The following is a 25,761-nucleotide window of genomic DNA, read 5'->3' on the forward strand; positions in this document are numbered from 1 at the left end:
TCGGTTCGATCATGGCCGACAGCGAGGACAATGGGCTCACCGACGCCGCGCGTCTTCAGCAGCCGATCGCCCGGCTGCTGCGTCCGCTCGTGCGCCTGCTCATTCGCTACGGGACGACGTTTCCAGCGCTGTGCGATCTCTTGCGCGAGCTCTACGTAAATGTCGCGGTTCATGATTTCGTTCTGCCCGACAAGGAGCAGACCGACAGCCGCATCAGCCTGCTCACCGGCATTCATCGCAAGGAGTTCCGGCGCCTGCGCGAGGCCGGCGCTCCGGTGCGGACCGTTCCCGCCAGCGTGTCGCGCGCGTCGCAGATCGTCGCGCTATGGCTGGGCGATCGGCGCTTCGCCGATAAGAAAGGCGCTCCCGCGCCGCTGCGGCGCGCCGGATCGAGCGGGCGCGGCCCGACCTTCGAAGCCCTCGTCGAGGAAGTGACGCGCGACGTGCGGCCGCGCGCCATTCTCGACGAATGGCTCGACCGCAAGATCGTGTCGATCGACGAGGATGGACGCGTCGCGCTCGGCGAGGCGGCGATCGCGCCCAATAGGAACGACGAGCGCCAGCTCTATTATTTCGGCCGCAATCTCCATGATCATATTGCGGCGGCGGCCGCCAATATCGCTCACGAGCCGACACATCTCGATGAGACGGCGCCCTTCATGGAGCGCGCCGTTCATTACGAGGGGCTTTCGGAAGCGAGCGCGCGGCGGCTCGAGGCGCTGTCCCGCGAGCTGGCGATGCAAGGGCTGATCGCAGCCAATCGCGAGGCGCAGACGCTGCAAAAGAGCGGCGAAGACGGACATTGGCGCTGGACCTTCGGCGTCTATGTGTATCGAGAGGAAGAGCGGCCGCCGCGAGAGCCGGCGAAGGGACAAAAGGGCTCCCGCTCGTGAGCGCCTTCCGACATCCGACGCGGCGGCGCTTCGCGGCGCTTCTCGCCTCGCTGCTGTCCTCCGCCATGACGCGCGCGCACGCCGCCGGCGACAAGCCGAGAGACAATGGCATCGGCGGAACCGGCTATCTCTCCGCCATTCCCGATCGCGACAATGGCATAGGCGGAACGGGAATCGTCGGAACCATTCGCGCATTCGGCAGCATCATCGTCAACGGGCTGCGCGTGTCCTATCCCGCAGACGCCGAGGTGCGCATCGACGGCCGCCGGGCGCGCGTCGGCGATTTGCGGATCGGCCATGTCGTGTCGCTGGTCGCAATGCGCGACGGCGATAAATTCACGACGACGAAAATTCAGATTCTGCGCGAAGTGGTCGGGCCGATCGAGCAAGTCTTCGACCATGGCCTGCGCGTTCTCGGGCAGAGAGTCGAATTCGCCCGCGGCGCGAAAATCGAGGCGGGCGCGTTTTCGGTCGGGCGGCGGGTCGCGGTGAGCGGCCTGCGCCTGCCGAATCAGACCATTGTCGCGAGCCTCGTCGAAAGCGCCGAGCCCGGCGCCGCTCAGCTCGTCGGCGTCGTCACGCGGTCGTTCGATGGACGTCTCGCGATCGGCGCGCAGCCGCTGTCGGGCATCGCGGAGGCCATGCTCGGCCAGCGAGTTCTGGTGCGCGGCGCCGAGACCCATGGCGCGCTCGACGTGACGTCGACGGCCGCCGACGTTTGGCTGCCGCGCGGGCCCAGCGATTTTCTCGTCGAGACCTATCTGGAGCGTCATGGCGCCACGGTCAAAACCGCGAGCGGCGCAACGCTCGACGGCGGGCGCGCTCTCCCCTTCCAGGGCGTCGCGCGGGCCGTCGTCCGCATCGATGCGACATTGGCGGGCGCATGGTCCATCCGCTCGCTGCGGACGAGCGAGACGCTCGGCAAGCGCGGCGCCGCCGAGGAGCCGCGCGCGGGCTCGCCGTTTCCGAACGCTCCGAGCCGCCCTGCGGAGCCGCAGACGGCCCCCGGCGTCGAATTTCCGTCCGGCTTCGGCGGTCCAGACGCGCCGCGCGGCTATGGGACGCCCGCAATTCCGAGCGATCCCGTCGGTCCGAGCTTTCCGGGCGGTTTCGGCGGCGGCGGCAGGCCGGGTCCCGGCGGCCTCGGACGACCCGGGCGATGAATGCCGCGAGGCGCGCCGCCTTCGACATCTGCACGGCCGAACGCTCGCACGAAGGAATTGGAAAAATCGCGCCGGGAGTCGGACTCCGGGCTCGAGTGAAAGCGGCGGCGCAGACAGGCGCGTAATGTCGACAACCAGCGCGACAGCGCCGGAAATGCCGAGGAGCTTTCCTCGCGCCGTCCCCGCCCGCCGCCGGACGCGCGGCCCTCGGCGGCGGGCCCGAAAGACGCGCAGATCAATCGCGCTTCTGATAGACGAGGAAATATTGCCGCGGCAGGAAGTCGTGCTTCTCGACCGTCCGGCGCCGAGCCGATTTGCCACAGAATTGCCCCAGCGGCCGCCGCGACGCCCCAGGCATGTCACAAGTCTTTGATTTTATGGTACCGCCACCCCGACTTGAACGGGGGACCCCCAGATCCACAATCTGGTGCTCTAACCAACTGAGCTATGGCGGCACGTCGGCGGGGCGGAAACTAGAAGCATCGCCGCGCCAATGCAATGCGGAAATGCAGGAAGGGAAGCGAAAATTTCCGCGTTTCGTCGCCGCCGCGCCGGTCTAGAATGCCGCTCCCATGGCGGCGGCGCCGCCCCTTCCAGCCCGTGAGACGTGAAGCGATGAAAGTCACCCTGGTCCAGATGAATTCGGTCAGCGACAAAGCCGCCAATCTCGCCGCCGCCCGGGCGCTCATCGACCAGGCCGTTCGCGAGGAGCGCCCGGACTGGATCTGTCTGCCGGAGGTTTTCGACTTCATCGGCGGCAATCGCGCCGACAAGGCCGCCGCCGCCGAGGAGCTGCCCGGCGGACCCGCCTATTCGCTCTGCAGCGCCCTCGCCCGCGAATATGGAGTCTTCATCCACGCCGGCTCCATTCTCGAGAAGGTCCCCGGCGAGGAGCGCCTCCACAACACCACGGTGGCCTTCGATCGCAGCGGCGCGGAAGTGGCGCGCTACCGCAAGATTCACATGTTCGACATCACTGCCCCGGATGGCGCACAATATCGCGAGAGCGCCGCCTTCAAGCCCGGCGACGCAGTCGTCACCTATGATTGCGAGGGCGTCACCATAGGCTGCGCCATTTGCTACGATTTGCGCTTTCCCTATCTGTTCCAGGCGCTCGCCGACAAGGGCGCGGATATCGTCGCCCTGCCCTCCGCCTTCACCCTCGTCACCGGCAAGGATCATTGGGAAGTGCTGGCCCGCGCCCGGGCGATCGAGATCCAGGCCTATTTCTGCGCCCCGAATCAGACCGGCGCGCATAAGGCCGGGCATGAGACCCGCGCCAGCTATGGCAATTCGCTGATCGCCGACCCTTGGGGCCATGTGGTCGCCCGCGCTTCGGAGGGCGTCGGCCTCGTCTCGACGCGAATCGACCGCGAGCGCATCCGTAAGGTCCGCGCGATGATTCCGGTCGCGAGCCATCGGGTGAGCCTGCCCGGCTGAGCTGGCCGCGGCGCTGCGTTTACGATCTAACCAGCGGAGCCGTCAGGGGAAATCCCAGGCGCTCTTGCGCCGCTCGGCAAAGTGTGGCTACATTATTGTTTAGACTGCCGACAATCCGCAAAACAGGATAGCGCCGCCAAAAGGCGCCGGCAGAAGGGGGGAGCAAAAAATAATGGCCTCGCGAACCAAAAGCCGCGAAGCGGGCAGGCTTGCGCCCGCATCCGTAGCATGACGAAGAAAATCGAGCCAGGGCGCACTTTGACGCGGGCGTCCCTGCGCGAGGCCGTGTACAGCTGTTGTCCAACGCTGTCGCGCGCCGAAGCCCGCCAAATCCTCGACGCCACATTCGAGGAGATCAGCGAAGCCCTGGTGCGGGGGGAATCGGTCAAGCTGCGCTCATTCGGCAGCTTCAACGTCCGCGCCAAGCGCGAACGCGTCGGCCGCAATCCCAAGACCGGCGTCGAGGCGCCGATCTGCTCGCGCAAGGTGCTGACCTTCAAGGCCTCGCCCGTGCTCATCGCGCAGGTGAACGGGCTGCCGACCGAGCATTTGGAAGAGGCGGACTGACAGCCGCCGCTTCCGGGAGAAGCGCAAATGCGAGCGGGGCCGTCGGCCCGCTCGCCTCTCAGCCCGAGAGCTTGGCGACCAGAGCGTCCGACACCTCGAAATTGGCGTAGACGTTCTGCACGTCGTCATTGTCCTCGAGCGCGCCGATCAGCTTGAGGATTTTCTCGCCCGCCTCATCATCGACAGCGACGGAATTCTGCGGCCGCCAGACCAGCGCGGCCTTTTTCGGCTCGCCGAATTTGGCTTCCAGCGCCTTGGCGACGTCGCGCAGCCCCTCGACCGAGGTGATGATCTCATGCGTCTCCTCGCCGGAGGAGACGTCTTCGGCCCCGGCCTCGATCGCCGCCTCCATCATCGCGTCCTCGGAGGCCGCCTTGCGCGCAAACTCGACGAGGCCGACGCGGTCGAACATGAAGGAGACGGCGCCGGTCTCCGCCAGCGCGCCGCCCGCTTTGGTGAAATAGGAGCGAATCTCGCCGGCGGTGCGATTGCGATTGTCGGTCAGCGCCTCGATGATGACGGCGACGCCGCCCGGCGCATAGCCCTCATAGCGCACCTCGTCGTAATTCTCGGCGTCGGCGCCCGAGGCCTTTTTGATGGCGCGCTCGATATTGTCCTTGGGCATGTTCTCGGCGCGCGCCGCCAGCACGGCGGCGCGCAGCCGGGCGTTCATATTGGGGTCGGGCAGGCCCATTTTGGCGGCGACGGTGATTTCGCGGGCGAGCTTGGAGAAGAGCTTGGAGCGAATCGCGTCCTGCTTGCCCTTCTTATGCATGATGTTCTTGAACTGACTATGTCCCGCCATCGTCCCGGCCCTTGAAAATTCCGCTTTCCTGCCCCGCAGGGCGTCGCCGCGTCATATACGCCGGCGCCGCGCGGAAATAAAGGAAGGCGGAGGCGGCCGCGCCGCGCCCATTGTTCGCCGCTCGAGCTTCGGCGATCCCGCTCGACGCGCGTCACCAGATCGGCAGCATTCCGTCGATGAAGGTGGTGGCGCCGATCTGATAGAGCCAGAAGCCTTTCGATTCGCCTTCGGCGATGATCGCATGAGCCTCGGCGATGTCGACCAGATCCGGAATGTCGACGCTCAGCAGCAGCTTGCGCCCGACCGTCAGATCGACATGCATGCTCTCGTAAGAGCAGCCCATCGCCTTCAGGAGCCGCCAGTCGGAGCCGGCAAGGACCTCTTCGCCGTCGACCAGCAGCATATAAGTCGAATGACCGCTCGTTTCCGCCACGCGCGTGAAATCGAAAATGCCGCTCTCCGCTCGGGGCGTCGCGACGACAATGTCCCGGAACGCCACTCCCATCACGAAATAGGGCGAGTTCAAGAGCCGAAACCGCGTCCAATCGCTTCCTTCGACAGGCTCGGCCCAGAGCGTTTCCGTGCCATGGCCATGCCAATCCTGCGGGTCGAGAGAGAACAAGACTTGCGGCTTGCCATCCACCATGGCCCCTTTCTCGAAACGAAAACTCTGCGAAGATGACGTGAAACGAGAGCATTTCCGGCCGAAGCGGCTCCGGCTCGGCGTCGGCGACGCCTCGAGACGAGAGCCTGGGCCCCATCCGTGCTTCGAGGAAACACGGATAAATTCTAGCCGAGCGCGCCACTCCCCGTCAATTCGCCGGCTGCCCGCGCTCGGCCCGCGCTCGGCCCGCGCTCGGCCGCCGCCTCCTCCTCGCGCGGCGCCTCGCCGCATGGAAGAGCCGCCGCCGCGCCCTAAGTGATCACCGTCGTCGCGCCCGCTCGATGTCGCGGCGCTCCGGCTCGTGCCAAGGAGGACGAAAATGGGTCTGCTGGACGGAATCATCGGCGGCGCGATCGGCGTCGAACTCGCCACGCTGATCAACGGCTATATCGAGAAGCGCGGCGGCTTGCAGAACGTGCTCCAGGATTTCGAGAAGAGCGGCTATGGCGAAAAGGTCAAATCCTGGGTCGGAACCGGCCCGAATTTGCCGATCTCCGCGGAGCAGGTGCAACAGACGCTCGGCTCCGACCGCGTGAAGGAGCTCGGCAATAAATTCGGCATTCCGATGGACAAGGTTTCGGCGGCGCTGGCCGAATATCTGCCCAAGGTCGTCGACAAGGCGACGCCCGAGGGCAAGCTGCCGCCGCAGCAGCCGCACTGAGACCGACCGCCGGGCGGAGCTTGGAAAAGCTCCGCTCAGCTCCGTTTCGTCAGGCGCGTTTCGATTGCGCGGCCTCGCCGGGCTCGACGGCGGTCGCCGCCGCCATCTCCGCCATTCGCGCGCCGAGATCGACGATCGCCTGCCGCAGAACCAGCACCTCGCGCTCGACGGGCGCGGCCTCGACGGGCGCGGCCGCCGGGGGGACGGCCATGGTCTCGCGCAAATGCGCATGGTCCTTGCGCAGCGCCTCGATCGCCCCTTGCAGAATCGCATTGTCGGAGCGCGCGGCCTCCAGCCGATCGGCGTGGTCGCGCTCCTCGGCGCGGGCGACGCGCAGCGCGGCTTCGAGATGCTCGATCTCGGCCGCGGAGCTGCGCTCCAGCGCCGCCAGCCGCGCGCGCGCCTCGTCGCGATCCTTTTTCAGATCGGCCTTTTCCAAAACCGCCGCGTCGAGTTCGCGCGTCGTGCGCGCCAGCACGCCATCGACGGCGGAGAGCCGCGCCGCCACGGCGGAGGCCGCGGCGAAATCGCCCTGCAGCGCGTCGAGCCGCTGGCGCAGCTCGGCGTTCTGCACATGCAGGCTGGCGATACTGGATTCGTGCGTCTCCACCTGCGCGCGGCTCTCGCTGCCGAGACGGGCGAGCTGCTCCTTGTCCATTTCGATATTGCGCAGATTGTAGATCAGCGTCTCGACGCGATCGGTCATGTCGTGGAGCGCCGTCTCGGTCGATTGCAGCAAAGCCGTGCGCTCTTCGAGAAAACCGCTCGTCTCGTTGAATTTGCGCTCGAATTCATCGCCGCGGGCGAGCGCTTGCGTGAGCTCGCCGTCGAGCTGCGCGACGCGGGCGGCGTTGCGGCCGATCTCGACCATATCCTGCGTCTTGCTGGAGCGGACCGCCGCCATCTGCTGCTCGAGCCGACGATAGCGCACGGCGAATTCGCCGCGTAGCAGATCGCGCTCGGCCGCCATTTTCTCGATGGAGAGCGGCGTCAGCATATTGAGCCGGCGCAGCGACAGACGCATGGCCCGCCGCCAGAAGGCGGGCAGGAACATCAGCGTGAACAGCCCGGCCGCGAGGAACCCGAGCGCGAAAAACATCGCTTGTTCGATCAAGGCGCGGCGTTCCTTCGCTCTGGCTCGGGCGCTGTCATTTCCCTTCGCGGGCCGAATGTCGCAAAACGACAATGCCACGTCGCCGCCCTGAAATCAAAGCGCTCCGCCGCGCCCGGACTTAGGGGTTTTTCCGCGGCTTTCCGCTCCCTCGGGGCTCAGCTCCGGCCGAACAGCTTTTCTATGTCGGCGAGCTTCAACTCCACATAGGTCGGCCGGCCGTGATTGCACTGGCCGGCGCCCGGCGTCCGCTCCATTTCGCGCAACAGCGCGTTCATCTCCTCGCCCGTCAGCCGCCGGCCGGCGCGCACCGAATGGTGACAGGCGACGCGCGCCAGAAGCGCATCGAGCCGCCGCGTCAACCCACGCGCGTCCCCCTCCTCGGCGAGGAGGTCGGCGATATCCTCGATCAGCCGTCCGACATCTATGTCGCCGAGCGCGGCCGGCGTCTCCCGCACCAGCGCGGCGCCCGGGCCGAAGGGCTCCAGCGCCAAGCCGAGGGCGGCGAGCTCCTCTTGCGCGGAGAGCAGCGCGTCGAGCCGCGTTTCGTCCAGCTCGACGACGCGCGGAACCAGCAGCAGCTGGCGGGCGACGCCCTCCGCCTCCCGCTGCGCCTTCAATTTCTCATAGACGAGCCGCTCATGGGCGGCGTGCTGATCGACGATGACGAGCCCATCCTTCGTCTGCGCGACGATATAGGTCTCGTGCAGCTGCGCCCGCGCCGCGCCGAGCGGGGTCTCCACGGCGGCGGCCGCGGGCGGCGCGGCGGCGGGCCGCGAATCGGCCGATGGCGGCCCGACGTCAAAAGCCGCCTGCGGCGCCGCGGCGAAGCCCGCCGGAGCGCTGGGCGAGCCGCGCAAATCCCAGTCGAACGGCCGGTTGCGCGGCGCCCCGCCGAAGGAAGAGAAGCCGCCGCCGGAAGCCGGCGACCATTCCCGCCCGGACGCCGTTCTGGCCCGCTCGGCCAGAACCTCCAGCGCGGCGCGGGCGGGCGTGTCGGCGCTGCGATGGAGCGCCGAGGCCAGCGCCTCCTTCAGCGCCCCCACCACCAGGCCGCGCGCGCGGCCGGGATCGGAAAAGCGCACCTCCGCCTTGGCCGGATGCACATTCACATCGACGATATGGGGATCGCATTCGAGGAACAGCGCCAGCGCCGGATGGCGGTCATGCGAGAGAAAATCGAGATAGGCGGCGCGGATCGCCCCGGAGAACAGTCTGTCGCGCACCGGACGGCCGTTCACATAGACAAATTGCATCAGCGCATTGGCGCGATGAAAAGTCGGCAGGCCGGCGAGCCCCTCGAGCCGGAACCCTTCCCGCTCGGCCCGCAGCGCGATCGCATTATCGGCGAAATCCGTCCCCAGCGCCTGGCCGATGCGCCGCGCCCGCCCCTCCTCCGAGGCCCCGCAGGCCGGATAATCGAAGGAGGCGCCCATATCGGCGGCGAAGGAGAAGCGCACGGCCGGATTGGCCATGGCCAGCCGTTTGACCACATCGACCACGGCGGCCGTCTCGGCCCGCTCGGATTTCAGAAATTTGAGCCGCGCCGGCGTCGCCGCGAAGAGATCGCGCGCCTCCACCCGCGCGCCGCGCGGCCAATTGCTGGCTTTGAGCCCGCGCTTTTCGCCCGCCTCCACCCTGATCTGCGCGCCCATTTCGGCGCCGGCGGCGCGCGCGTCGATCGTCAGATCGGCGACGGCGGCGATGGAGGGCAGCGCCTCGCCGCGAAAGCCGAGCGTCGCTATCGCGGAGAGATCGCCATCGGGAATTTTCGAGGTGGCGTGACGCTCGACGGCGAGCGCAAGATCCTCGGCGCTCATCCCGCACCCATCGTCGATGACGCGAATGAGCCGCCGCCCGCCCGCCTCGATGGCGACATCGATGCGCGAGGCGCCGGCGTCGAGCGCATTTTCGACCAGCTCCTTGACGGCGGAGGCCGGCCGCTCGATCACCTCGCCGGCGGCGATGCGATCGACGAGAATGGGATCGAGACGGCGAACGCGCATGAAGGGAGCCGGCGGTCGTGGATGGAGCGCGGCAATCTATAGGAGGGGAGCGATTCGGTGAAATGAATGCCGGCATATCGCCATTCACCGCGTGATGAAGCGATAGCTCACCTTCAATTTGAGAGAGCTGTTCCCGCCGCGATGGCGCGTGGACAGCAGCGGCAGCAACGGATTGGAGGCTTCACTCGGCGTATAGGTCCCAGAAGCGATGTATTCGAGCCCGACGCTCCAATGATCGTCGATGGCGTATTCCAGTCCGGCGCCCAAAGTGGGCTGGACGGCGACATGATCATATTTCTGATAGGTCGCGAGCGCGTGATAGGCGCGCTCGACATGCGCGAAATTCACGCCGCCCGTGACATAGAGCAACATGCGATCGAAGGCGTAGCCGACCCGCCCTCGCAGCGCGCCTTGCACGTCGGTCCTGCTGGCGACGGCGTAGCCGGCGAAGAGGTCGGCGTTGTTGGTGACGCCGTCCGCGCCGTTGATGTCGCCGACGACGCCCAGTACGACTGGACCGATGCGCCAATCGTAACCCGCATGAACGCCGCCGATCAGACTGGATCCATGGCTTTTCGTCTGGGTCAGCAAAATGTCGGCGGGCGAGAACAGCGATTGCGTGCGATCTCCGAACCCCGCCCATCCGATTTGGCCGCCCGCGTAGAAGCCGTCGAACAAGAGGAAGCTCGGCGGCGGGGCGACCGCAAGTCGGACGTCCCGCGTCGGCAGATCGGCCGCGCTGGCCGCCCCGGCGAACAAAGTGGCGATGGAAACGAAAATCCCGGTTTTCATCATCGATCCTTTCCAGGCGAGGTCGGCGCAGCCGCGGCGGTCCAGCCGACTCTATACACATCAATAATTTTACGTTTTACATAAAATTTTTTGTGTGTCAATATAGAAACATGTTGTGAAAGCCCGAGCGGCTGACGCTGGGCCCCAGGTCTCGCCGCCGGAGAGGCGGGTTCGAAAGCGATCGGCGGCGACGTGATGAAGCGCCGTGAGGCGCGATCGCCTCGACCGACGAGAAACAGCGGCCGCGCGACATTCTCAGCGCGTTGCGCGGCCTCGGTTCCGGCCCGATAGGATAGATTTCGATGGCGAAGCGAACGACGAGTCGAAACCCGCTGAATGGGGCAAAGCTACGGAGATCGATATGAGTGACGCGAATTTCGAGGCGAATCTGTCCAACGCGACCGAGCGGTCGGCGGCATTGAGCACGAAGCTACGATCGGCGTGCCGCACGATCCGAATTGCGACCACGCTCTGGGCCATGTGGAATTTCGGCGTTTATGCATGGGTCTGGAGCGATCGGGACGCTCTGCTCGCCCGGCAAGCGAAACTCTATGGCCTCGATCCGACGACCGTGACCGATATTCGCTACTGGTCGGCCTCCGCTCTCGAATTCGTCTCTTGGCTGGTTTCGCTGATCGTCGTCTTCCGGGTCTGGCGGCTGACCCGCGCCTATCTCGATGGTCGCGTGTTCACGATGGAAGCCGCCTCCCGGCTGCGCGACGTGGCTCTCGCGGGTCTCATGGCGACGGCGGTCGATGCGGTCCTCGGCCCGCTGAGCGGAGCTCTGGTGCTGAATGATCTCCTGGGGAGGGTGCCCGTCTACTACTGGTTCAACCCCACCTATCTGCTCTACGCTTTGATGAGCGGCTTCCTGCTGGCTCTCAGCGTCGTCTTCGAATCCGCGGCCGAGGTCGCAAACGAAAACGCTCAGTTCGTGTGAGAAAGAATGGCAATAATCGTCAATCTCGACGTGATGTTGGCGAAGCGAAAAATGCGCTCACGCGATCTCGCGCAACATATCGGCGTCGCCGAAACGAACGTCAGCCTTCTCAAATCGGGAAAGGTGAAAGGCGTGCGCTTCGAGACATTGGACAAAATCTGCCGAGCGCTCGACTGTCAGCCGGGAGACATTCTGGAATACCGTCCAGATAGACCCGAGACGACTTCGGATCGATTGGAATAGCGATAGCTCGCCCGGCGTTGTTTCGCCGAAGCCGGGCGCGCCGCGCGCGTTCAGAGCGAGGATCGATAACCTCGCGAACGACCGCATCGGGTCAGAGATCCTCGCCGTCCCGAATGGGGAGATTGCGCCACTAACAGACATTGAGCCCGCGCTGGATAGCAGACACATAGTCTCAAATTTAACCGATTAGCTTTCGAATACCCCCAGCACGGTTTTGTAGTCCTTTAGGTAGACGTGATTCTCTAGCGCATCTCCGAAGGCGCGCATCATTGCCACGGTCTCGTTCGTGAGTTCGTCGAGATCCTCGATCGCGCCGAACGTTTCCTCGCCATGGGCGATCTCGTTTCGCCGTTTCAGAAGGATCAGGTCAAGGAATGTGGCCTTTTCGGCGAAGGATTCGGTCGGCACACAGCAGACTAGGCAGATGTCGGTGAAGACGTCGAAATTCAGATTGGCCTTGGTGTTGATAAGGTCATCATTCACCCGGGAGAAGCGGCGGTCTGACGAACTCAGAATCTCGTCGACCAAGGCACAACGCTCTGTAATGCTCTTCTTCGAGGTTGAGAGCGCCGCCAGTCGGGGCAGGAAGTAGTTCCGGAGAAACTGGCGATCAAGATCGCCATACTGCAACTTCCGGAGCGCCACGTGCTCGAGGTACTTCCGCGCGGCGAAGCGGACGTATCCTTCCCAATGGGCGTAGCAGATGGTGATCATAGCGCGAAGTAGCACGCGACGCAGGTTGTCGTCGGCTCTGATGATCGCAGTCTTCAAGTCGGAGAGCTCCCTGAGGCGCCAGGATCGGTCTTCGGTGATTTGCGTGGAGAAGTCAGCCTCTGAGTACGGCTTGCTCATGGATGGAACCAAGCCTCGCCGAACCGAACTGTTCGCTGGATACGTGTCGTGCCGCGAAGCCCAGGGGAGGTGAAGTTCGCGGCTTGTGGCTGGTTCCAGAACGTCTGCATCTTGGCCTTGACAAAGTCCTGTGGCCCCGCGAGCGCGAGGATCGCGTCGAGGTTCTTGGCCACGCCGACAGCGATCCCTTCAAGGCCTACTAGGCCGACCTTCCCGATGTGATGTCCGTTCTCGAATCGCCGCAACGCATCCTTGCCGGCGACAGCATTCAGCAGTGCGAACGTGCGGTTGATCAGATCTGCGGCCGCGGCACCGTTGCTCGTGCCGGCCAACTCGACGATGCCATCGTCAATATACTCCTCAACGTCCAACGCGCCATCGTACGGCACGCAGGCATGCACAAGGAACCGGACCGCCAATTCCATGTGTCTCTGCCGCTCGATCTGGTCCTCGGTGACTGAAATGACAGTTTGAAATGGTTGCTGCTCTGCCGCCGCCTTGACCGCCCGGTAGTAATCGCCGTTGACCATCAGCATTATGCAGTTGCGCAACTCCTGTGGATTAGCCTGCGTGCCGCCTGCATTGAGCCGCTGGAACAAATCAAACTTGGTTTGGTCGTCGCTCGGCCGTTTCAGTATCTCGACGCCGATTCTCGCCCTTCGAATCGACAGCTGATGGCTCTTGTCAATCTCACGCTGCTCGTCGGGCGGAACATCCGGAATCAAATCGGATCGCTCCCATACTGCGTTGTGGAGGGACGGGAGGTATTTCGTGGCCTCAAGAATCGATGGTGGCTCCAGGCCGCCCTCGGGACTGCGAAGCTTCCCCATGAACTCCAGGATCGTCGAAATCCGCTGCAGGCCGTCGATGAGTTCCCAACTGACATTCTGCCCCTCGAAGACGAAGATGGAGGGGATTGGGATACCTAGGAGTAATGATTCGATCAGTTTAGACTTCTGGCTGATGTTCCAGCGGAAAAGCCGCTGGAATTCCGGATCAATGGTAATTTCGCGACTGTCGTACATACTGACGACCTCGCCGATTGACATCTGGTATGCATCGGTTCTGACGAGCCGTTGCGCCTTAACGATTTCTTCTGTGAGCATTGCCAATGTTCCAAGCGGTTCTCATCCGTGACGCTAGCACACTTCCCATCGTCGCCGCGAATGCCGTTTCGGCCTCCTCTGGGGTTGGGCCGCGACCAATGCCCCGGTCCCGCTCGTGAGGCCCAGGTAGTGTCTAAGATCGAATTCAGGACCGAATTCTTGACCGATTAGAGCACCCACTTCTGTTGGGCGGACGCCGACGCGGCGAGTCCAATTTCGGGGAACAGGTCCATCGCGAGGGGTCCCCTTCGGGTCAGAGATCTCCCTTCGCCGTCCCGAAGGGGGCCTTCTCCCGCAAGCGGGCTATCCGGATTCACCTATCGCGAAACTCTGCGGCCGTCCTGGCCGGGACGAGCCCGGTCAGGACGCCGTGGGGCGAGGAGAATGTGCCCATGCGATCGCCCTCGAGCGGGAGAAGGAGATGCGCTGGCGTCCTCCACCACGGGTCTTCCATTCTCGGCCCTTGACATAACCTGAAAACATTCCTATCTCTCCCTCGCTCCCGCTGACGCAAGGGCGCGTTTCTCGGGTCAGGGAACGCGGGCGGGGGCCGGCTCCATCCGGGACGGCGACCCCCGTCCCTGGACAGGCGGCGCGTCGCCGGATCGGTGTTTCTCTCCCGTCCACAGGGAAGAGCGAGAGCCGTTCCGTGAGCCCAAGCCTTCGGAAGCGATCGGATCTTGAATGCGAAAGCCCAGGATTCGCGGGTCCGAATGCGCCTCGGGACGTCGACGAGAAGGCGAAGCCGCGTTTCGGGACGCTCCGGAACCGACAGATTTTTATAGCGCTGCGGCCAAAGGGGCCGGAGCGTCCCGAACCGCCCCTCCTCTCCCGCCGCCGCGAGGCGCCGGGCGCTTCGGCGCGGGCGGACGATAATCCTATCCCGAAGCCGCGAGGGAACGAGATTCGACTGCGCGCATCGCGAGACGCCGCGCCGTCACGGCGTCGGCATAGGGACCAGCGTATGGACGATGAAGCCGTGCAGAAAGGCCGCCGCTACGCCCAGCACGAGGCCCGCCGCCGTATAGACGTCGGAATATTCCTCCTTGCTGCGCATCATCCGCGAGACGCCGACATAGAAGAGATAGACGGCGTAGACGCCGAGCACGTCGAGCCAGCGCAGGCCCGGAACGAGGCCGAAGATTTCGGCGAGCCAGATCGGCGTGTAGGAATAGGCGATGAGCTTCAGCGCCCGCAGATCGTCGCGCTTGCCCTCGAAGCTCGGCGCGAGATGCGAGATCGCCAGAGCGACGCCATAGAGCAGCGGCAGACCGAGCCCATATTGCAGAGCCGAGCGCATGAGGCCGCCGACGAAAGGATAATGAACCACGCTGGAGCCGCGCGAGACGCCGAACAACCAATTGCCCAGGAAATTGGCCACGGCCGGGATCGCCGCCATATAGAGAATGTAATTGCGATAGAGATCGACCGCGGTCGTCGGCTCGGCCTCGATCGCCTGCCATTCCGTCTTCGGCGACACGATGATGCGCTTGGCGCGCTCGCCGATATCCTTCAGCCGCTCCTTGATATCCATCTTTCGCTCCCCTGCCTTCGGTCGTTGCGCCGCGCGGGGAGACTGGCCCAAGGCGCGCGCAGAAACAAGCGCGCCGGCTCGATCGGGCTCCGCTCAGTCGGGCTCCGCTCGATCGGGCTCTGTTCGATCGGGCTCGTCTCGATCCGCCCCGGTCCATTCCCGCGCCAGCTCCTCCGCGCCCATCAGCCGGGCGAAGCAGGAGAGAAGCGGCAGCGTCGCGGCGCGCTTCGACAGCGCCTCCGCCTCGCAGTCGAGCGGAAAGGGCGAGGCGTCCTTGACCACTATGATCGGATGGCCGGCGAGAAAGCCGTCGATCGCCGTCTCCATGCAGAGATCGCCGAGCGTGTCGCCGAGCAGAATCAGCAGCGGGCCGCCGAGACTCTCGAACAGACGCACGAAGCCGGCGTCGCGCAGCAGCGACGGGCCCTCCGCCCGCAGCACCGTCGCCCGCGGCCCGGCCGCCCGCAGCGCCTCGCCGGCCGCGGCGGAAGCGTCCGCGCGCTGCAATGCGAGATCATGCTCGACGAAGACGGTGGGCAGGCCCGCCGCGTCCCATCGTCCCAGAAGAGCCGCGCCCGATCGCTCGAGCGCATTCTGCGATCGCGCCGGCCGCGGCTCGCGCGGCGGGCGCCTTTCGGCGATGCAGACCAATATGGCCCTGGGTCGCTTGTGGACGATAGGCGATCGAAACACGGCCGTGTCCGTTCTAATTGCGCCCTCGGCCGTCCGACGCCATCGCCGGATTTTCGAGGACCCGCGTGAAATCTCACATTTTTCTACTTATGCGCGAATGGTAACAGAACGGATGCGTCGCCGCATCACCCGTCTCGGGGAGCCTCGCTCTGGCTCTCGGTCTCGCGCTCGGCGCGGGGCGGCTGCGCGAGCGACATGCGCACGAGCTCCGGCAGGCTGCCGGCCTGCATTTTGGCCATCACATTGGCGCGATGGACCTCCACCGTGCGCACGCTGATGCCGAGCTCATGGGCGATGATCTTATTGGGCTGGCCCTTGAGCAGCGCGGCGAGCACCTCGTTCTCGCGGCTCGTCAGCGTGGTGAGGCGGCGCTGTATCTCCTGCGCCTGGAGATCGCGCGCCCGCTTGCCGCTGTCATAGGCGAGCGCCTGGCGCACGGCGTTGAGGAGAGATTCGTCGGTGAAGGGCTTTTCGAGGAGATCGAGCGCGCCCTCCTTCATCGCCTGAACGGCGAGCGGCACATCGGCGTGAGCGGAAATCACCACGACCGGCAGCGACAGCCCCATGTTCTTCACCTTCAGCAGCAGCTCCATGCCGGTCATCTCCGGCATACGCACATCGGTGACGATGCATCCGGTGCCGGCGCGATCGACGCCGGCGAGGAAGTCGACGGCCGAGCCATGCGTCACGACTTCATGTCCCTCTGTCGTCAATAGCAAGCGCAGCGCGTCGCGAACGGCGGCGTCGTCGTCGATGACATGCACGATCGGCTCGCTCACTCTTCCTCCTCCATCGCGGCGAGCGGCAGCGTGAAGCTGAATGTCGCGCCGCCGTCGCTATTGGGACCGGCCCAGATTTTTCCGTAATGCGCGTCGACGATCGAACGCGCGATGGTGAGGCCGACGCCGAGACCGTTCGGCTTCGTCGTGGCGAAAGGCTCGAACAGGCTCGCGCGCGCATCCTCCGAGAGGCCCGCGCCCGTATCGGCGACGTCGAGCCGGATCATCGACCGGCCCGCGAGCGAAGTCGAGATGGTCATCTTGCGCGTCTGCGCGGCGCCCATCGCATCGCGGGCATTGCGCATCAGATTGACCAGCACCTGCTTGATCTGCACGCGATCGGCGAGAATGCGGTCGTCGGCGGCGTCGAGCCGGAAGACGACATTTATGTTCGACTGCTTGGCTTCCACGATGACGAGCTCATGCGCCTCGTCGACGATGTCGTGCAGATTTTGCAGCGTCTTGTCCGGCTCGCCGCGCGAGATGAACTCGCGCAGATGCGCGATGATCTGACCGGCGCGCACGATCTGCGTCGCGGCGTTGTCGAGCGCGTCCTCGACATTGGCGGGACGCTGATCGACCGGCATTTGCAAGAGGCGGCGCGCCGCCTTCAGATAGATGGCGGTCGCCGACAGCGGCTGATTGAGCTCATGCGCGAGGCCGGCCGCGAGCTCGCCCACGGCGTCGAGACGCTCGGCGTGCAGCTTCTGCATACGCGCCTCGATCTTGCGCCGCTCGGTCAAATCGCGAACGAAGGCGATGTAGAGGCGACGGCCGTGATAGGAGGCCTCGCTCACCGCGAGATCGACCGGAAAGAGCCCGCCGTCCTTGCGGCGCCCTTGCGTCTCTATGACATTGCCGAGCGTCTCCGGTCCCTCGAAGAAGCCGGCGCCGACGCAGGCCTTGCGGCCGCCGAACAAATGCACGGGAACCAAGGTCTCGACATGCGCGCCGATCGCCTCCGCCTTGGCGTAGCCGAACATGCGAACGGCGGCGGAGTTCAGCGATTGGATCGCGCCTTTCTCGTCGACGGTGAGAATGGCGTCATGCGCGCCTTCCACAGTGGCGTAGAGACGCGCCTCCTTGTCGACGAGCGCCTGCTCTATGCGCTTGCGCTCGGTGACGTCCTGCAGATAGCCGTGCCACAATGTCCCGCCGTCGGCCTCGCGCGTCGGGCGCGATTGCGCCTCCACCCAGATGAAGCCCTTGCGCGGATGATCATAGCGATAGCTCTCGCGCCACACGGTCAAGGCGCGCGCCGATTCGGCGATGCTGGCGAGAACGCGCGGCAGATCCTCGGGATGCACGCGCGCGAATTTGCCCTCGACTCCGCACCGCAGCGACTCGGCGTCGATGCCGTAGATATCCTCGACATTGGGCGAGGCGTAGGGCATGGAGGCCGTGCCGTCCGGCGCGAGTCGATAGGAGGCGATGAGTCCGGGCACGGAGGCGGCGATGCCGGCGAGTTGATCGGCGAGCCGCGCCTTCTCGCGCAATTCGCCTTCGGTCGTCTTTTTCTCGGTAATGTCGGTCACGACGCCGATGAGACGCACGACGCGGCCGTTCTCGAGCAAGCCGCGGGCGTGCGAGGCGATCCAACGCTCGGCGCCGTCGTTCATGCGGCGGATGCGATATTCCGCCTGATAGCGGCCCTCGTCGCGGCCCGCGAGCGCGCGATGCGCCGACGCTCTCATCTCGGCGACATCGTCTGGATGCACCAGCGCGCAGACGACCTCGAAAGTGACCGAAAGCTCGGCCGAAAGGCCGAATATCTCCCGATATTTCGGATCGGCGTCGGTGACGCCGGCGGCGACGTCGTATTCCCAGCAGCCGATGGCGCCGGCGGCGAGGGCGAGGCGCAGACGCTCATTGCTGCGGCGCAGAGAATCCTCGATCTCGCGGCGGTCGGTCACGTCGATGGCGGCGCCGATCGCGCGGGTCGCGACGACGCCGCGCGCGCTGCGGCGAAACTCGATCTGTCCGGCGAGCGCGATCCAGCGCAAGGCGCCGTCCATGCGCCGAATCCGCATCTCATGGCTCCACTCGCCATTCTTGGCGCCCGCGCAGGCCTCCAGAAACTTGCGCTCGAAATCCTTCTTGTCGGCGTCGAGCAGCATGGCGCCCGCCTCGGCGAAGCCGAGCGTCTGATCCGGCGCCAAGCCGAGAATTTCATGCATGGTGACGGAAAAACGGTTCGCCCCGGTGACGAAATCGACGTCGAAAGTGCCGACGCGGCCGGCCGCCACCGCGAGGCGCGACCATTTCTCGCGCTCGCGCAGCGCCTCGGTCGCGGCGAAAGAACGCTCCATCCATTTCGTCTGGGCGAGATCGGTGACGATGGCGAGGCGCGGCCGCGCAGTCTCGGCCGGCGCGCCGAGCTCTATGCTCACCGGCAACAGCGAGCCGTCGGCGCGGCGAAGCTCGAACTCGCGGCTCGCCGCCTCCGGCGCCGCGAAAAAAGCGGCGAAGCGCTCCGCCTGATCGGGCGCGACATGATCGAGGACGCTGTCGCCGATGAGCTGCGCCGCCGGACGCCCGATCATCTCGCGAAACTGGCGATTGCAATGGAGAATTGCGCCATCGGCGGCGAGCTCGACGGAGCCTTCGCGCATTTGCTCGAGCAGCCGGCGGCAGAAATGCTCGGGCTCGCGCGGCGATCGCGAAGCGGCCGGCGCCGTCGCGCGCGCTCCGAGACGGTCGCGGCTCTGCCCGGCCTCGAAGAGAAGCCGCCGCAGATCCTCGATGTCCTGAAGCTGATCGCCCTGTTCGTCCACTGACATCCTCTCCACTACCCGAGCCGGGAAAGTATTCCCGCCACGGCGCGGCCACGGAACGCGCTCGCGCGAAAGTCGCGTTCGAGTCGTCGGCGACGCGCCTCGGGCGCGATCAGGAGGCGAGCGCTTGCGCCTCGCGAAGGGATGGGTGGCTTGTAAGGCAGGCGCGCGCGGCAAGCTGCCTGTGGAAACTACTTAGCGCGCCGGCCGCGATATTGTCGGAGCCCGGCGCGAGAATTCGACGACAAAACGCGCCAGATCGACGATCTGGCGCGCTTCTGCGCGTGACGAAACGATTTCGTTCGAAAGCCGAAGGATCAGAACTCTTCCCAACCTTCGTCGGCGGCGGGAGCCGAGGCGCTGCGTCCTCCGGCGGAGGCGACGCGCCGGCGCGCCGGCGCCGCCTCCATGCGCCGCTCGCTCGCGCGCGGAGCCGGAGCGGAACGCGCGCCCTCGCCATTCTGAAGACGAAACACCGAGATGAGGCTCGAAAGCTCCTCCGCCTCATGGCTGAGGCTGTGACTGGCGGCCGTCGTCTCCTCCACCATGGTGGCATTCTGCTGCGTCATGCTGTCGAGCTGGCCGACCGCGCGATTGACCTCGGTGAGGCCAGTCGCCTGCTCGCGCGAGCCGGCGGCGATGTCGATCACCACGCGGCTCACCTCGCCGACCTGCGAGACGATGCGCTCCAGCGCCGCGCCGGTCTCCGTCACCAGCACGACGCCATTCTCCACCTGCGAGGTGGAGGCGGCGATCAGCGCCTTGATCTCCTTGGCGGCCTCCGCCGAGCGCTGGGCCAGCGCGCGCACTTCCGAGGCGACGACGGCGAAGCCGCGTCCCGCCTCGCCCGCGCGCGCCGCCTCGACGCCCGCGTTGAGCGCGAGAAGATTGGTCTGAAAGGCGATCTCGTCGATGACGCCGATGATCTTGCCGATGTCGCGCGTCGAATTCTCGATGCGCCGCATCGCCTCCACCGCGTCGCGCACGATGGCGCCGCCCTTCTCGGCGTCGGAGCGCGTCACCTCGAACACCTCGCTCGCATGGCGCGTGCTGTCGGCGGTCTTGTTCACCGTGGCCGTGATCTGCTCGAGCGCAGCGGCCGTCTCCTCGAGGTTGGCGGCCTGCGCCTCGGTTCGGCGCGCGAGATTGTCGGAGGCCTTGGCGATCTCGGCGCTCGACGAGCGGATCGCGCTCGCGGAGGCGCCCACATCGGCGAAGGCGGCGGCGAGCTTGACGGCGGCGTTGTTGAAATCTTCCTTGATCTTGTCGAAGCCGCCGTCGAGCTTGTCGACGACGCGGCGCTGCAGATCGCCGCGCGCGAGTTCCTCCAGCGCATGGGCCATGATGTCGAGCGCATGGCGCTGATGCGCTTCCGCCTCGGCGCGCTGCGCCTCGGCGGCGCGACGCTCCTCGCGCAGCACGTCGAGATAGACCGACACGGAGAGATTCATATCGAGGAACACCGCCTTGACGAGCGCCGCCACGCCGCGCGACGTGCGGTCGACGCGCGTCTTGCCGGCCAGCATGGAGCCCGCGAGATTGTCCTCGACAATGGCCTGGATCAGACGCTCGGTGATGAGCGCATAGGCGGAGATATAAAAGCTCGGCTCCAGACCTATGCGGGCGTGCGCCTGGCCGACGGCCGTCACCATGCGCACATATTCCGCGCCGAACTCGGCCTCGGTGATCTGCGCCCAATGGCGCATCTGGGCGGCTTTCGCCGCCGCCATATGGCGCTCGTCCGAAAAGAAGCCGCGCAATTTGGCGTCGCCGCGCACCTTCTCGTAAAATGCGTCGAGCGCCGGAGCGAGCGCCTTGGCGATGACCGGCTTGACCTGACGAAGCGCGGCGCGGGCGGACTCGCCCATCTCCATGAACGCCAAACTATCGTCGAGCGACGCGCTGCTCTTCAGAGATCCGGACATCCTCTTCCCCTCGCAATTGGCCGACCATCGGCGCGCCCGTCCCGGATGAAACGAATCGATTCGCGCTGTCCCGATGCTATTGGATTAAGCGATTTGGGAAGTTTCGGCATTACTAACATGTCATAATTCGTCGTTGCGTCGCAATGATGCATACGCTGAAACATTATAACGTCAGTTAGAGACAAGCTCGTCCCGCTAGTCGAAAGCTTCGTCCCTCTGCGCGAGGCTTACTCGTTGAAATCGAAACAGCAGAAACGACATGCAGCCGCCGCGCCGCGGCCTGCCGAGGCGAACGAATTCCTCGCCGGACTGATGGCGAGCCTGAAGGCGGACGATCTTTCGACCGCCGTGCGTAAAATCGACGCATCGCGCGCGCTCGTCGACCGACATGCGTTCGCGAGCTATCTCGCCGGGCTCGTTCGCGTCTCGCTCGGGCAGGACGAAGCGGCGATCGATCATTTCGGCAAAGCGATCGCGATCGATCCCGATCACGCGCAAGCGCTCTACGGCCGCGCGGTGGCGCTGCAAAAATCCGGGCGCGTCGACGCCGCCATCGCCGATCATGAGAAATCGCTGCGGCTCGATCCCGGCAATGTCGAGGGATGGCTGAATTACGGCGACACTCTGCAAATGGCGGGGCGCGGCGGCGCAGCCGTCGAAGCCTATGGACGACTGCTGGCGCTGGCGCCGAGCCATGCGCAGGGCCTCGCCAATCGCGGCCTCTCCCTGCACGCCATCGGCGAGGATGCGCGCGCGATCGAAGATTACGATCGCGCCATCGCGCTTCTCCCCGCCGATCCCGTCTTATTGCGCAATAAAGCGGTCTCGCTCGCGCGGCTCGCGCGCCATGAAGACGCGCTCGATTACTTCGCGCGCGCCTTCGCGCTCGATCCCTCCTGTCTCGACGCCGCCGACGGCGCGCTCGCGGCGCTCGTCGCGCTGCGCCTCTTCGAGGAGGCCGTCTCCTTCTGCGACACTGTGCTGAGCCTTTCGCCCGGCCATGTTCCGGCGCTGCTGACCAAGGCCAATGCGCTGCACGAAACCAAGCGCTACGCCGCGGCGCTCGCAATCTTCGACGAAGCCCTCGCGCGCGCGCCGCAGGACCCTAAGCTGCTGACCAATCGCGGCATGTGCCTGTTCGAGCTCGGCCGGCTCGAGGAGGCGCAGTCTTGCGCGCTCGCAGCCATCGCCGCCGATCCGACATTCGCGCTCGCCTGGCGCTGTCGCGGCATGGTGGAGATGCGCCGTTCCGATCTCGACAACGCCCTCGCCTCCTTCGACGCGGCGCTGCGCCTCGCCGATGACGAGCCGGACGTTCATTGCGGCCGCGGCATCGTGCTGAAGGAGCTCGGCCGCTTCGACGAGGCGCGCGTCGAATTCGACCGCGCGCTCGCGATCGATCCGCGCCATGCGGAGACGAAAGCCAATAAGGGCACGCTGCTGCTGCTGCGCGGCGAGTTCGAGCAGGGCCTCGATCTGTTCGAACATCGCTGGGTGCTCGACGACCGCCCCAAGACAGAGATCGCCTATCGCTGGCCGGAATGGCGCGGCGAGCCGCTGGCCGGCAAATCCATTCTCATTCTCGACGAGGCGGGGCTCGGCGACGCGCTGCAATTCATCCGCTATGCGCCTCTGCTGGCGAAGGCGGGCGCGAAGGTCGCCTATCATTGCCGCCCCGCGCTGCAGCGCCTGATGCGCGGCCTCGGCGAGAATGTCGAGATCATCGCCGCTCCGGCGCAGGATGCGGCTTATGATTATTGCGTCACTCTGTGCAGCCTGCCGCGCGCTTTCGGGACGCGCGCGGAGACGATACCGGGCGAATCCTATCTTCGCGCCGAGCCGGAACGCGCAGCGCTGTGGCGCGAGCGCCTCTCGGGCGAAGGATTGAAGGTCGGAATCGCCTGGCATGGCAGCTCGCATTCGCGCTCGGACCATGCGCGCGCCGCGCCGCTCTCGGCCTTCGCGCCGCTCGGCGCCATTGCGGGCGTGCGGCTCTATAGTCTGCAGAAGAATTTCGGCGCCGATCAATTGCGCGACGCGCCGATGCCCGTCATGTCCTTCGGCGAGGATTTCGACGCCGGCGCCGACGCCTTCGTCGATACGGCCGCCGTCATCGAAAATCTCGATCTCGTCGTGACGATCGACACCTCCATCGCCCATCTCGCCGGCGCGCTCGGCAAGCCGGTGTGGATCGCGATCAAGCAGGCGCCGGAATGGCGCTGGCAATTGGAGCGCGAGGACAGCCCCTGGTACAATAGCGCGCGCCTCTTCCGTCAGCGGACGCGCGGCGATTGGAGCGACGTCTTCGCGCGCATGGCGCAGGAATTGGAGGCGCTGGCCGCGCCGCGCGCAAAGGCGGCGGAGGCGGAGGCCATTCTCATTCCGGGCTCGGTCGGCGAGCTCATCGACCGCATCACCATTCTCGAGATAAAGGCCGAAAAAATCGCCGACGCCGCCAAGCGCGCCAATGTGGCGCGCGAGCTCGCGCTGCTACAGGGACTGCGCGCGGAGCGCGGCTTCGCCGGCGGCGCGCTGGACGCGCTGACGCGCGAGCTGAAAGAGACCAATCTCGCGCTGTGGAACATAGAGGACGATATTCGCAATTGCGAGAAGCGCAGCGATTTCGGGCCGCAATTCATCGCGCTGGCGCGCAGCGTCTATCAGCGCAACGATCATCGCGCGGCGCTGAAGAAGCGCATCAACCTCGCCTGCGGCTCTCTGATCGTGGAAGAAAAATCCTACGACGAGGCTCCACGCGCCTCGTGAGGCGTCAAATCCCGCTCGATTTCGACGAGAATTCGAAGCCTTCGATCAGCATGGGCGGCGCGGAGATCGCGGCGCCCCCCATTTCCGTCTTCACGCGCTCGCTCGCGCCGATCGCCGCTATGCGCGAGAAGACGCCGTCGAGATTGTCATTGAAGCGCATATTGCGCGCCGGCGCGACGATCTCGCCATTCTCGACGAGGAAATTGCCGTCGCGCGTCAGCCCGGTGAGCAGCAGGCTGCGCGGATCGACCATATTCGTGTACCAAAAGCGCGTCACCAAAATGCCGCGCTTCGTTTGCCGGATCATCTCTTCGAGGCTCGCCGCCCCGCCCGCCACTGTGAAATTGCCCGCCGTCGGAACAGCCTCCAGACCCGTCTTCTGCGCCCAGTAGCGCGGGCGGGCGAGGCTCTTCAGCACGCCCTTCTCCACCCAGAGCCGCGGCTCCTGCGCCAGCCCCTCCTCGCCGAAAGGGGCCTCCGGCGCCGTCGCGTCGCGCGGATCGGAACGGATCGAGAAATCCGAACCGAACAGCGCCTCGCCGAGCTTGGTTCCGCCGCCGGCGCGCGAGAAGAAGCTGCGGCCCTCGTCGGCCGGACGCGCGCGCAGCATCCACATCAGCCATTGGGCGAGCTCGCCGACCGCCGTCGGCTCCAAAATCACCGTATAGCGTCCGGGCTCGAGATCGAGCGGCTCCTCGTCGCGCGCCGCCTTCCGCGCCGCGCGGCGGCCGATGGCGGCCGGATCGAGATGCGCGACCGCGAAATGGCGCGCTCCCGCCCAGCCGGACCAGCCGTCGTTCGCATGGCGCGCCGTGGTCGAGAGATCGACGAAGCTCTCTTGATCATAAGCGAAGAGGCCGGCGCTGGAGGCCAGCGCCGAAAAGCGGCGGCCGGCCGCCGCGCAGCCGAACATGTTCACCTTGCGCTCGGCTCCCTCGGCGACGACGCGCGCGGTCGCCTCGGTGAGGAAGCGAAGATCGAGCGCCGCGGTCGCCTCGTCATAGCGCGCGCTCTCCAGATAGTTCTGCGCGCCGAGCGGCGGCAGAAATTCGGGGTCCTCCGGCAGGAGCCGCGCGATCTCCTCCGAGCGCGCCACGGCGCGGGCGAGCTCTTCCCGATCCAGCCCGCCGACCGAGACCGAGCCGACCCGCCCGCCGATATGGGATTCGACGCGCGTGCTCACACGGGCCGCGGCGACATTGGTGGTCACGCCGCCGCCCGCGAAACGCAGGCTCTGCGCTTCCTCGCCCTCGATCAGGATCGAACAGGAGTCGGCCCTGGACGAAGCGCGCAGACGATCGGCGAGGGCGAGGGCGTCGTCTCGCGTCAAGAACATGATCGATTTCTCTCTCTTCGGCGGCGCCGGCGGCCGCTGGCGGTCGCATGATAAGATGGACGGTCCTCGCCCGAAAGCCTTCCGGCGCGACCGGCACTGTGTCCGCCGCGCAACAGCCGGCCGATATTCGGCCGCGCCCGCGCCCGATCATTGACCGGGGAATTCCCGCGGACCTATTTTTGCCGCCGATGAGGACATTTTCCTCCATGCGCCGCCAGCCGCGCCGGCTCCTCGCCTGCGCCACGGTGTTTCTCGCCCTCTTGCAGGCCGTCGCGCTCTTCGGCTCGATGGCGCGCGCGCATGGCTCCGCCGGCCCGGGACTATCGGCGAGCTCTCTCTGCGCCGCCGTCCGCGACAGCGACGGCCGGCCCATCGCCCATCATATCGGCGAGCATCATTGCGTCCTGTGCACGGACCGGAGCGTCGAGCCCCCCGCGCTCGCGCCCATCTCCGCGCCGCTCCCGCTGCGGCCCGACGGAGTCGCCAGCATCGGAGCGCGCGCGCTGTCGCCGCGCGCGCCGCCGCTCGGCTGGGCGAGCTCCTGGTCCTCGCGCGCGCCGCCATCGGCTTAGAAAACTCGAATGCCGCCGCCCCTCCCGGGCGGACGGCCTCGCTCGACTTTTCGGATCAATCGCGTTCGCGCGCCAGCCAGGGCGTCCCACTTTGTCTCGATCGATCTCGTCGCGCGGCGATCCGCCTGCGGACGCCGAG

At 66.0% G+C, this 25,761-nt stretch carries 23 protein-coding genes and 1 tRNA gene; 9 read left to right on the forward strand and 15 right to left on the reverse strand.

The features are described from left to right. The first annotated feature begins 11 nt into the window (after positions 1-11). Positions 12-893, forward strand: a complete 882-nt coding sequence (locus tag C5689_RS08810) for a DUF6502 family protein (protein WP_108916901.1) — start codon at positions 12-14, stop codon at positions 891-893. Beyond that, positions 890-2,056, forward strand: coding sequence for a DUF5666 domain-containing protein (locus C5689_RS08815; RefSeq protein WP_108916902.1), 1,167 nt, complete (start codon positions 890-892; stop codon positions 2,054-2,056). The genes C5689_RS08810 and C5689_RS08815 overlap by 4 nt, the downstream gene beginning before the upstream one ends. Before the next feature lie 235 nt (positions 2,057-2,291). Here C5689_RS08815 and C5689_RS18955 read toward each other — a convergent pair whose 3' ends face one another. Further along, positions 2,292-2,414 carry a hypothetical protein gene (locus tag C5689_RS18955; RefSeq protein WP_280176405.1) on the reverse strand — a complete coding sequence of 41 codons (123 nt, stop codon included), beginning with the start codon at positions 2,412-2,414 and terminating at the stop codon, positions 2,292-2,294. A 20-nt stretch (positions 2,415-2,434) separates the two neighbouring features. After that, a tRNA-His gene (locus C5689_RS08820) sits at positions 2,435-2,511 on the reverse strand. Between the two features lie 160 nt (positions 2,512-2,671). Here C5689_RS08820 and C5689_RS08825 point away from each other — a divergent pair. Together C5689_RS08825 and C5689_RS08830 are read left to right on the forward strand one after the other, a co-directional pair. Then, positions 2,672-3,496 carry a carbon-nitrogen hydrolase family protein gene (locus C5689_RS08825; RefSeq protein WP_108916903.1) on the forward strand — a complete coding sequence of 275 codons (825 nt, stop codon included), beginning with the start codon at positions 2,672-2,674 and terminating at the stop codon, positions 3,494-3,496. Positions 3,497-3,724: 228 nt separating this feature from the next. Then, a complete protein-coding gene (locus C5689_RS08830) occupies positions 3,725-4,063 on the forward strand; it encodes an integration host factor subunit alpha (protein WP_108916904.1) in 339 nt (112 codons plus the stop codon). A gap of 58 nt (positions 4,064-4,121) precedes the next feature. On the opposite strand, the gene C5689_RS08835 is transcribed toward C5689_RS08830, so the two are convergent. Both C5689_RS08835 and C5689_RS18405 read right to left on the reverse strand, forming a co-directional pair. Further along, positions 4,122-4,868 carry a YebC/PmpR family DNA-binding transcriptional regulator gene (locus C5689_RS08835; protein WP_108916905.1) on the reverse strand — a complete coding sequence of 249 codons (747 nt, stop codon included), beginning with the start codon at positions 4,866-4,868 and terminating at the stop codon, positions 4,122-4,124. 151 nt (positions 4,869-5,019) lie between these two features. Then, positions 5,020-5,514, reverse strand: coding sequence for a DUF4265 domain-containing protein (locus C5689_RS18405; protein ID WP_158271794.1), 495 nt, complete (start codon positions 5,512-5,514; stop codon positions 5,020-5,022). A gap of 337 nt (positions 5,515-5,851) precedes the next feature. On the opposite strand from C5689_RS18405, the gene C5689_RS08845 reads away from it, so the two are divergent. Beyond that, positions 5,852-6,193 (forward strand): YidB family protein, encoded by a 342-nt coding sequence (locus tag C5689_RS08845; protein WP_108916907.1) that lies wholly within the window; start codon positions 5,852-5,854, stop codon positions 6,191-6,193. 49 nt (positions 6,194-6,242) lie between these two features. Here the strand turns inward: C5689_RS08845 and C5689_RS08850 are convergent, their stop codons facing one another. The 3 genes from C5689_RS08850 to C5689_RS08860 all read right to left on the reverse strand — a co-directional run bounded on the left by C5689_RS08850 (position 6,243) and on the right by C5689_RS08860 (position 10,105). Further along, positions 6,243-7,307 (reverse strand): coiled-coil domain-containing protein, encoded by a 1,065-nt coding sequence (locus tag C5689_RS08850; protein ID WP_244594642.1) that lies wholly within the window; start codon positions 7,305-7,307, stop codon positions 6,243-6,245. A 155-nt stretch (positions 7,308-7,462) separates the two neighbouring features. Continuing rightward, positions 7,463-9,310: a DNA mismatch repair endonuclease MutL gene (gene mutL / locus C5689_RS08855; RefSeq protein WP_108916908.1), complete on the reverse strand. Its 1,848-nt coding sequence runs from the start codon at positions 9,308-9,310 to the stop codon at positions 7,463-7,465. 84 nt (positions 9,311-9,394) lie between these two features. After that, on the reverse strand, positions 9,395-10,105 hold the full coding sequence (locus tag C5689_RS08860) for an outer membrane protein (protein ID WP_108916909.1): 711 nt from the start codon (positions 10,103-10,105) through the stop codon (positions 9,395-9,397). 358 nt (positions 10,106-10,463) lie between these two features. Between C5689_RS08860 and C5689_RS08865 the strand changes: the two genes are divergently transcribed. Beyond that, positions 10,464-11,042, forward strand: a complete 579-nt coding sequence (locus C5689_RS08865; RefSeq protein WP_108916910.1) for a DUF2975 domain-containing protein — start codon at positions 10,464-10,466, stop codon at positions 11,040-11,042. Positions 11,043-11,048: 6 nt separating this feature from the next. Beyond that, on the forward strand, positions 11,049-11,285 hold the full coding sequence (locus C5689_RS08870) for a helix-turn-helix domain-containing protein (RefSeq protein ID WP_108916911.1): 237 nt from the start codon (positions 11,049-11,051) through the stop codon (positions 11,283-11,285). A gap of 186 nt (positions 11,286-11,471) precedes the next feature. Here the strand turns inward: C5689_RS08870 and C5689_RS08875 are convergent, their stop codons facing one another. The 7 genes from C5689_RS08875 to C5689_RS08905 form a co-directional block, all read right to left on the reverse strand. Then, on the reverse strand, positions 11,472-12,137 hold the full coding sequence (locus tag C5689_RS08875; protein ID WP_108916912.1) for an MAE_28990/MAE_18760 family HEPN-like nuclease: 666 nt from the start codon (positions 12,135-12,137) through the stop codon (positions 11,472-11,474). Continuing rightward, positions 12,134-13,243, reverse strand: a complete 1,110-nt coding sequence (locus C5689_RS08880; protein WP_108916913.1) for a DUF262 domain-containing protein — start codon at positions 13,241-13,243, stop codon at positions 12,134-12,136. The genes C5689_RS08875 and C5689_RS08880 overlap by 4 nt, the downstream gene beginning before the upstream one ends. Positions 13,244-14,180: 937 nt before the next feature. Then, positions 14,181-14,777: a Yip1 family protein gene (locus C5689_RS08885; protein ID WP_108916914.1), complete on the reverse strand. Its 597-nt coding sequence runs from the start codon at positions 14,775-14,777 to the stop codon at positions 14,181-14,183. A 93-nt stretch (positions 14,778-14,870) separates the two neighbouring features. Beyond that, a complete protein-coding gene (locus C5689_RS08890) occupies positions 14,871-15,470 on the reverse strand; it encodes a hypothetical protein (RefSeq protein WP_142863349.1) in 600 nt (199 codons plus the stop codon). 125 nt (positions 15,471-15,595) lie between these two features. Next, the gene (gene fixJ / locus C5689_RS08895; protein WP_108916916.1) at positions 15,596-16,249 is read right to left on the reverse strand and encodes a response regulator FixJ; all 654 of its coding nucleotides are present in this window, start codon (positions 16,247-16,249) and stop codon (positions 15,596-15,598) included. Continuing rightward, positions 16,246-19,029, reverse strand: a complete 2,784-nt coding sequence (locus tag C5689_RS08900; RefSeq protein ID WP_108916917.1) for a PAS domain S-box protein — start codon at positions 19,027-19,029, stop codon at positions 16,246-16,248. Before C5689_RS08900 ends, fixJ begins: the two co-directional genes overlap by 4 nt. 311 nt (positions 19,030-19,340) lie before the next feature. Then, positions 19,341-20,948 (reverse strand): globin-coupled sensor protein, encoded by a 1,608-nt coding sequence (locus tag C5689_RS08905; RefSeq protein WP_108916918.1) that lies wholly within the window; start codon positions 20,946-20,948, stop codon positions 19,341-19,343. A gap of 234 nt (positions 20,949-21,182) precedes the next feature. On the opposite strand from C5689_RS08905, the gene C5689_RS08910 reads away from it, so the two are divergent. Then, a complete protein-coding gene (locus C5689_RS08910) occupies positions 21,183-23,714 on the forward strand; it encodes a DUF6165 family protein (protein ID WP_108916919.1) in 2,532 nt (843 codons plus the stop codon). Positions 23,715-23,718: 4 nt separating this feature from the next. On the opposite strand, the gene C5689_RS08915 is transcribed toward C5689_RS08910, so the two are convergent. Continuing rightward, entirely contained in the window at positions 23,719-25,050 is a 1,332-nt protein-coding gene (locus C5689_RS08915; RefSeq protein WP_108916920.1) for a TldD/PmbA family protein, read from the reverse strand. A 206-nt stretch (positions 25,051-25,256) separates the two neighbouring features. Here C5689_RS08915 and C5689_RS08920 point away from each other — a divergent pair, with 206 nt between their 5' ends. Further along, positions 25,257-25,622: a hypothetical protein gene (locus tag C5689_RS08920; RefSeq protein ID WP_108916921.1), complete on the forward strand. Its 366-nt coding sequence runs from the start codon at positions 25,257-25,259 to the stop codon at positions 25,620-25,622. The last annotated feature ends 139 nt before the right edge of the window (positions 25,623-25,761 follow it).

This window comes from Methylosinus sporium, from assembly GCF_003113265.1.
Taxonomy (GTDB): domain Bacteria; phylum Pseudomonadota; class Alphaproteobacteria; order Rhizobiales; family Beijerinckiaceae; genus Methylosinus; species Methylosinus sporium.

Excerpts from the sequence above, each read along its gene's own strand:
- C5689_RS08865 (WP_108916910.1), top strand. The coding sequence starts at position 10,464 with ATGAGTGACGCGAATTTCGAGGCGAATCTGTCCAACGCGACCGAGCGG.
- C5689_RS18955 (WP_280176405.1), bottom strand. The coding sequence starts at position 2,414 with ATGCCTGGGGCGTCGCGGCGGCCGCTGGGGCAATTCTGTGGCAAATCG.
- C5689_RS08860 (WP_108916909.1), bottom strand. The coding sequence starts at position 10,105 with ATGATGAAAACCGGGATTTTCGTTTCCATCGCCACTTTGTTCGCCGGG.
- C5689_RS08885 (WP_108916914.1), bottom strand. The coding sequence starts at position 14,777 with ATGGATATCAAGGAGCGGCTGAAGGATATCGGCGAGCGCGCCAAGCGC.
- C5689_RS08825 (WP_108916903.1), top strand. The coding sequence starts at position 2,672 with ATGAAAGTCACCCTGGTCCAGATGAATTCGGTCAGCGACAAAGCCGCC.
- mutL (WP_108916908.1), bottom strand. The coding sequence starts at position 9,310 with ATGCGCGTTCGCCGTCTCGATCCCATTCTCGTCGATCGCATCGCCGCC.
- C5689_RS08830 (WP_108916904.1), top strand. The coding sequence starts at position 3,725 with ATGACGAAGAAAATCGAGCCAGGGCGCACTTTGACGCGGGCGTCCCTG.
- C5689_RS08875 (WP_108916912.1), bottom strand. The coding sequence starts at position 12,137 with ATGAGCAAGCCGTACTCAGAGGCTGACTTCTCCACGCAAATCACCGAA.
- C5689_RS08845 (WP_108916907.1), top strand. The coding sequence starts at position 5,852 with ATGGGTCTGCTGGACGGAATCATCGGCGGCGCGATCGGCGTCGAACTC.
- C5689_RS08905 (WP_108916918.1), bottom strand. The coding sequence starts at position 20,948 with ATGTCCGGATCTCTGAAGAGCAGCGCGTCGCTCGACGATAGTTTGGCG.
- C5689_RS08900 (WP_108916917.1), bottom strand. The coding sequence starts at position 19,029 with ATGTCAGTGGACGAACAGGGCGATCAGCTTCAGGACATCGAGGATCTG.
- C5689_RS08915 (WP_108916920.1), bottom strand. The coding sequence starts at position 25,050 with ATGTTCTTGACGCGAGACGACGCCCTCGCCCTCGCCGATCGTCTGCGC.
- C5689_RS08880 (WP_108916913.1), bottom strand. The coding sequence starts at position 13,243 with ATGCTCACAGAAGAAATCGTTAAGGCGCAACGGCTCGTCAGAACCGAT.
- C5689_RS18405 (WP_158271794.1), bottom strand. The coding sequence starts at position 5,514 with ATGGTGGATGGCAAGCCGCAAGTCTTGTTCTCTCTCGACCCGCAGGAT.
- C5689_RS08810 (WP_108916901.1), top strand. The coding sequence starts at position 12 with ATGGCCGACAGCGAGGACAATGGGCTCACCGACGCCGCGCGTCTTCAG.
- C5689_RS08870 (WP_108916911.1), top strand. The coding sequence starts at position 11,049 with ATGGCAATAATCGTCAATCTCGACGTGATGTTGGCGAAGCGAAAAATG.
- C5689_RS08835 (WP_108916905.1), bottom strand. The coding sequence starts at position 4,868 with ATGGCGGGACATAGTCAGTTCAAGAACATCATGCATAAGAAGGGCAAG.
- C5689_RS08920 (WP_108916921.1), top strand. The coding sequence starts at position 25,257 with ATGCGCCGCCAGCCGCGCCGGCTCCTCGCCTGCGCCACGGTGTTTCTC.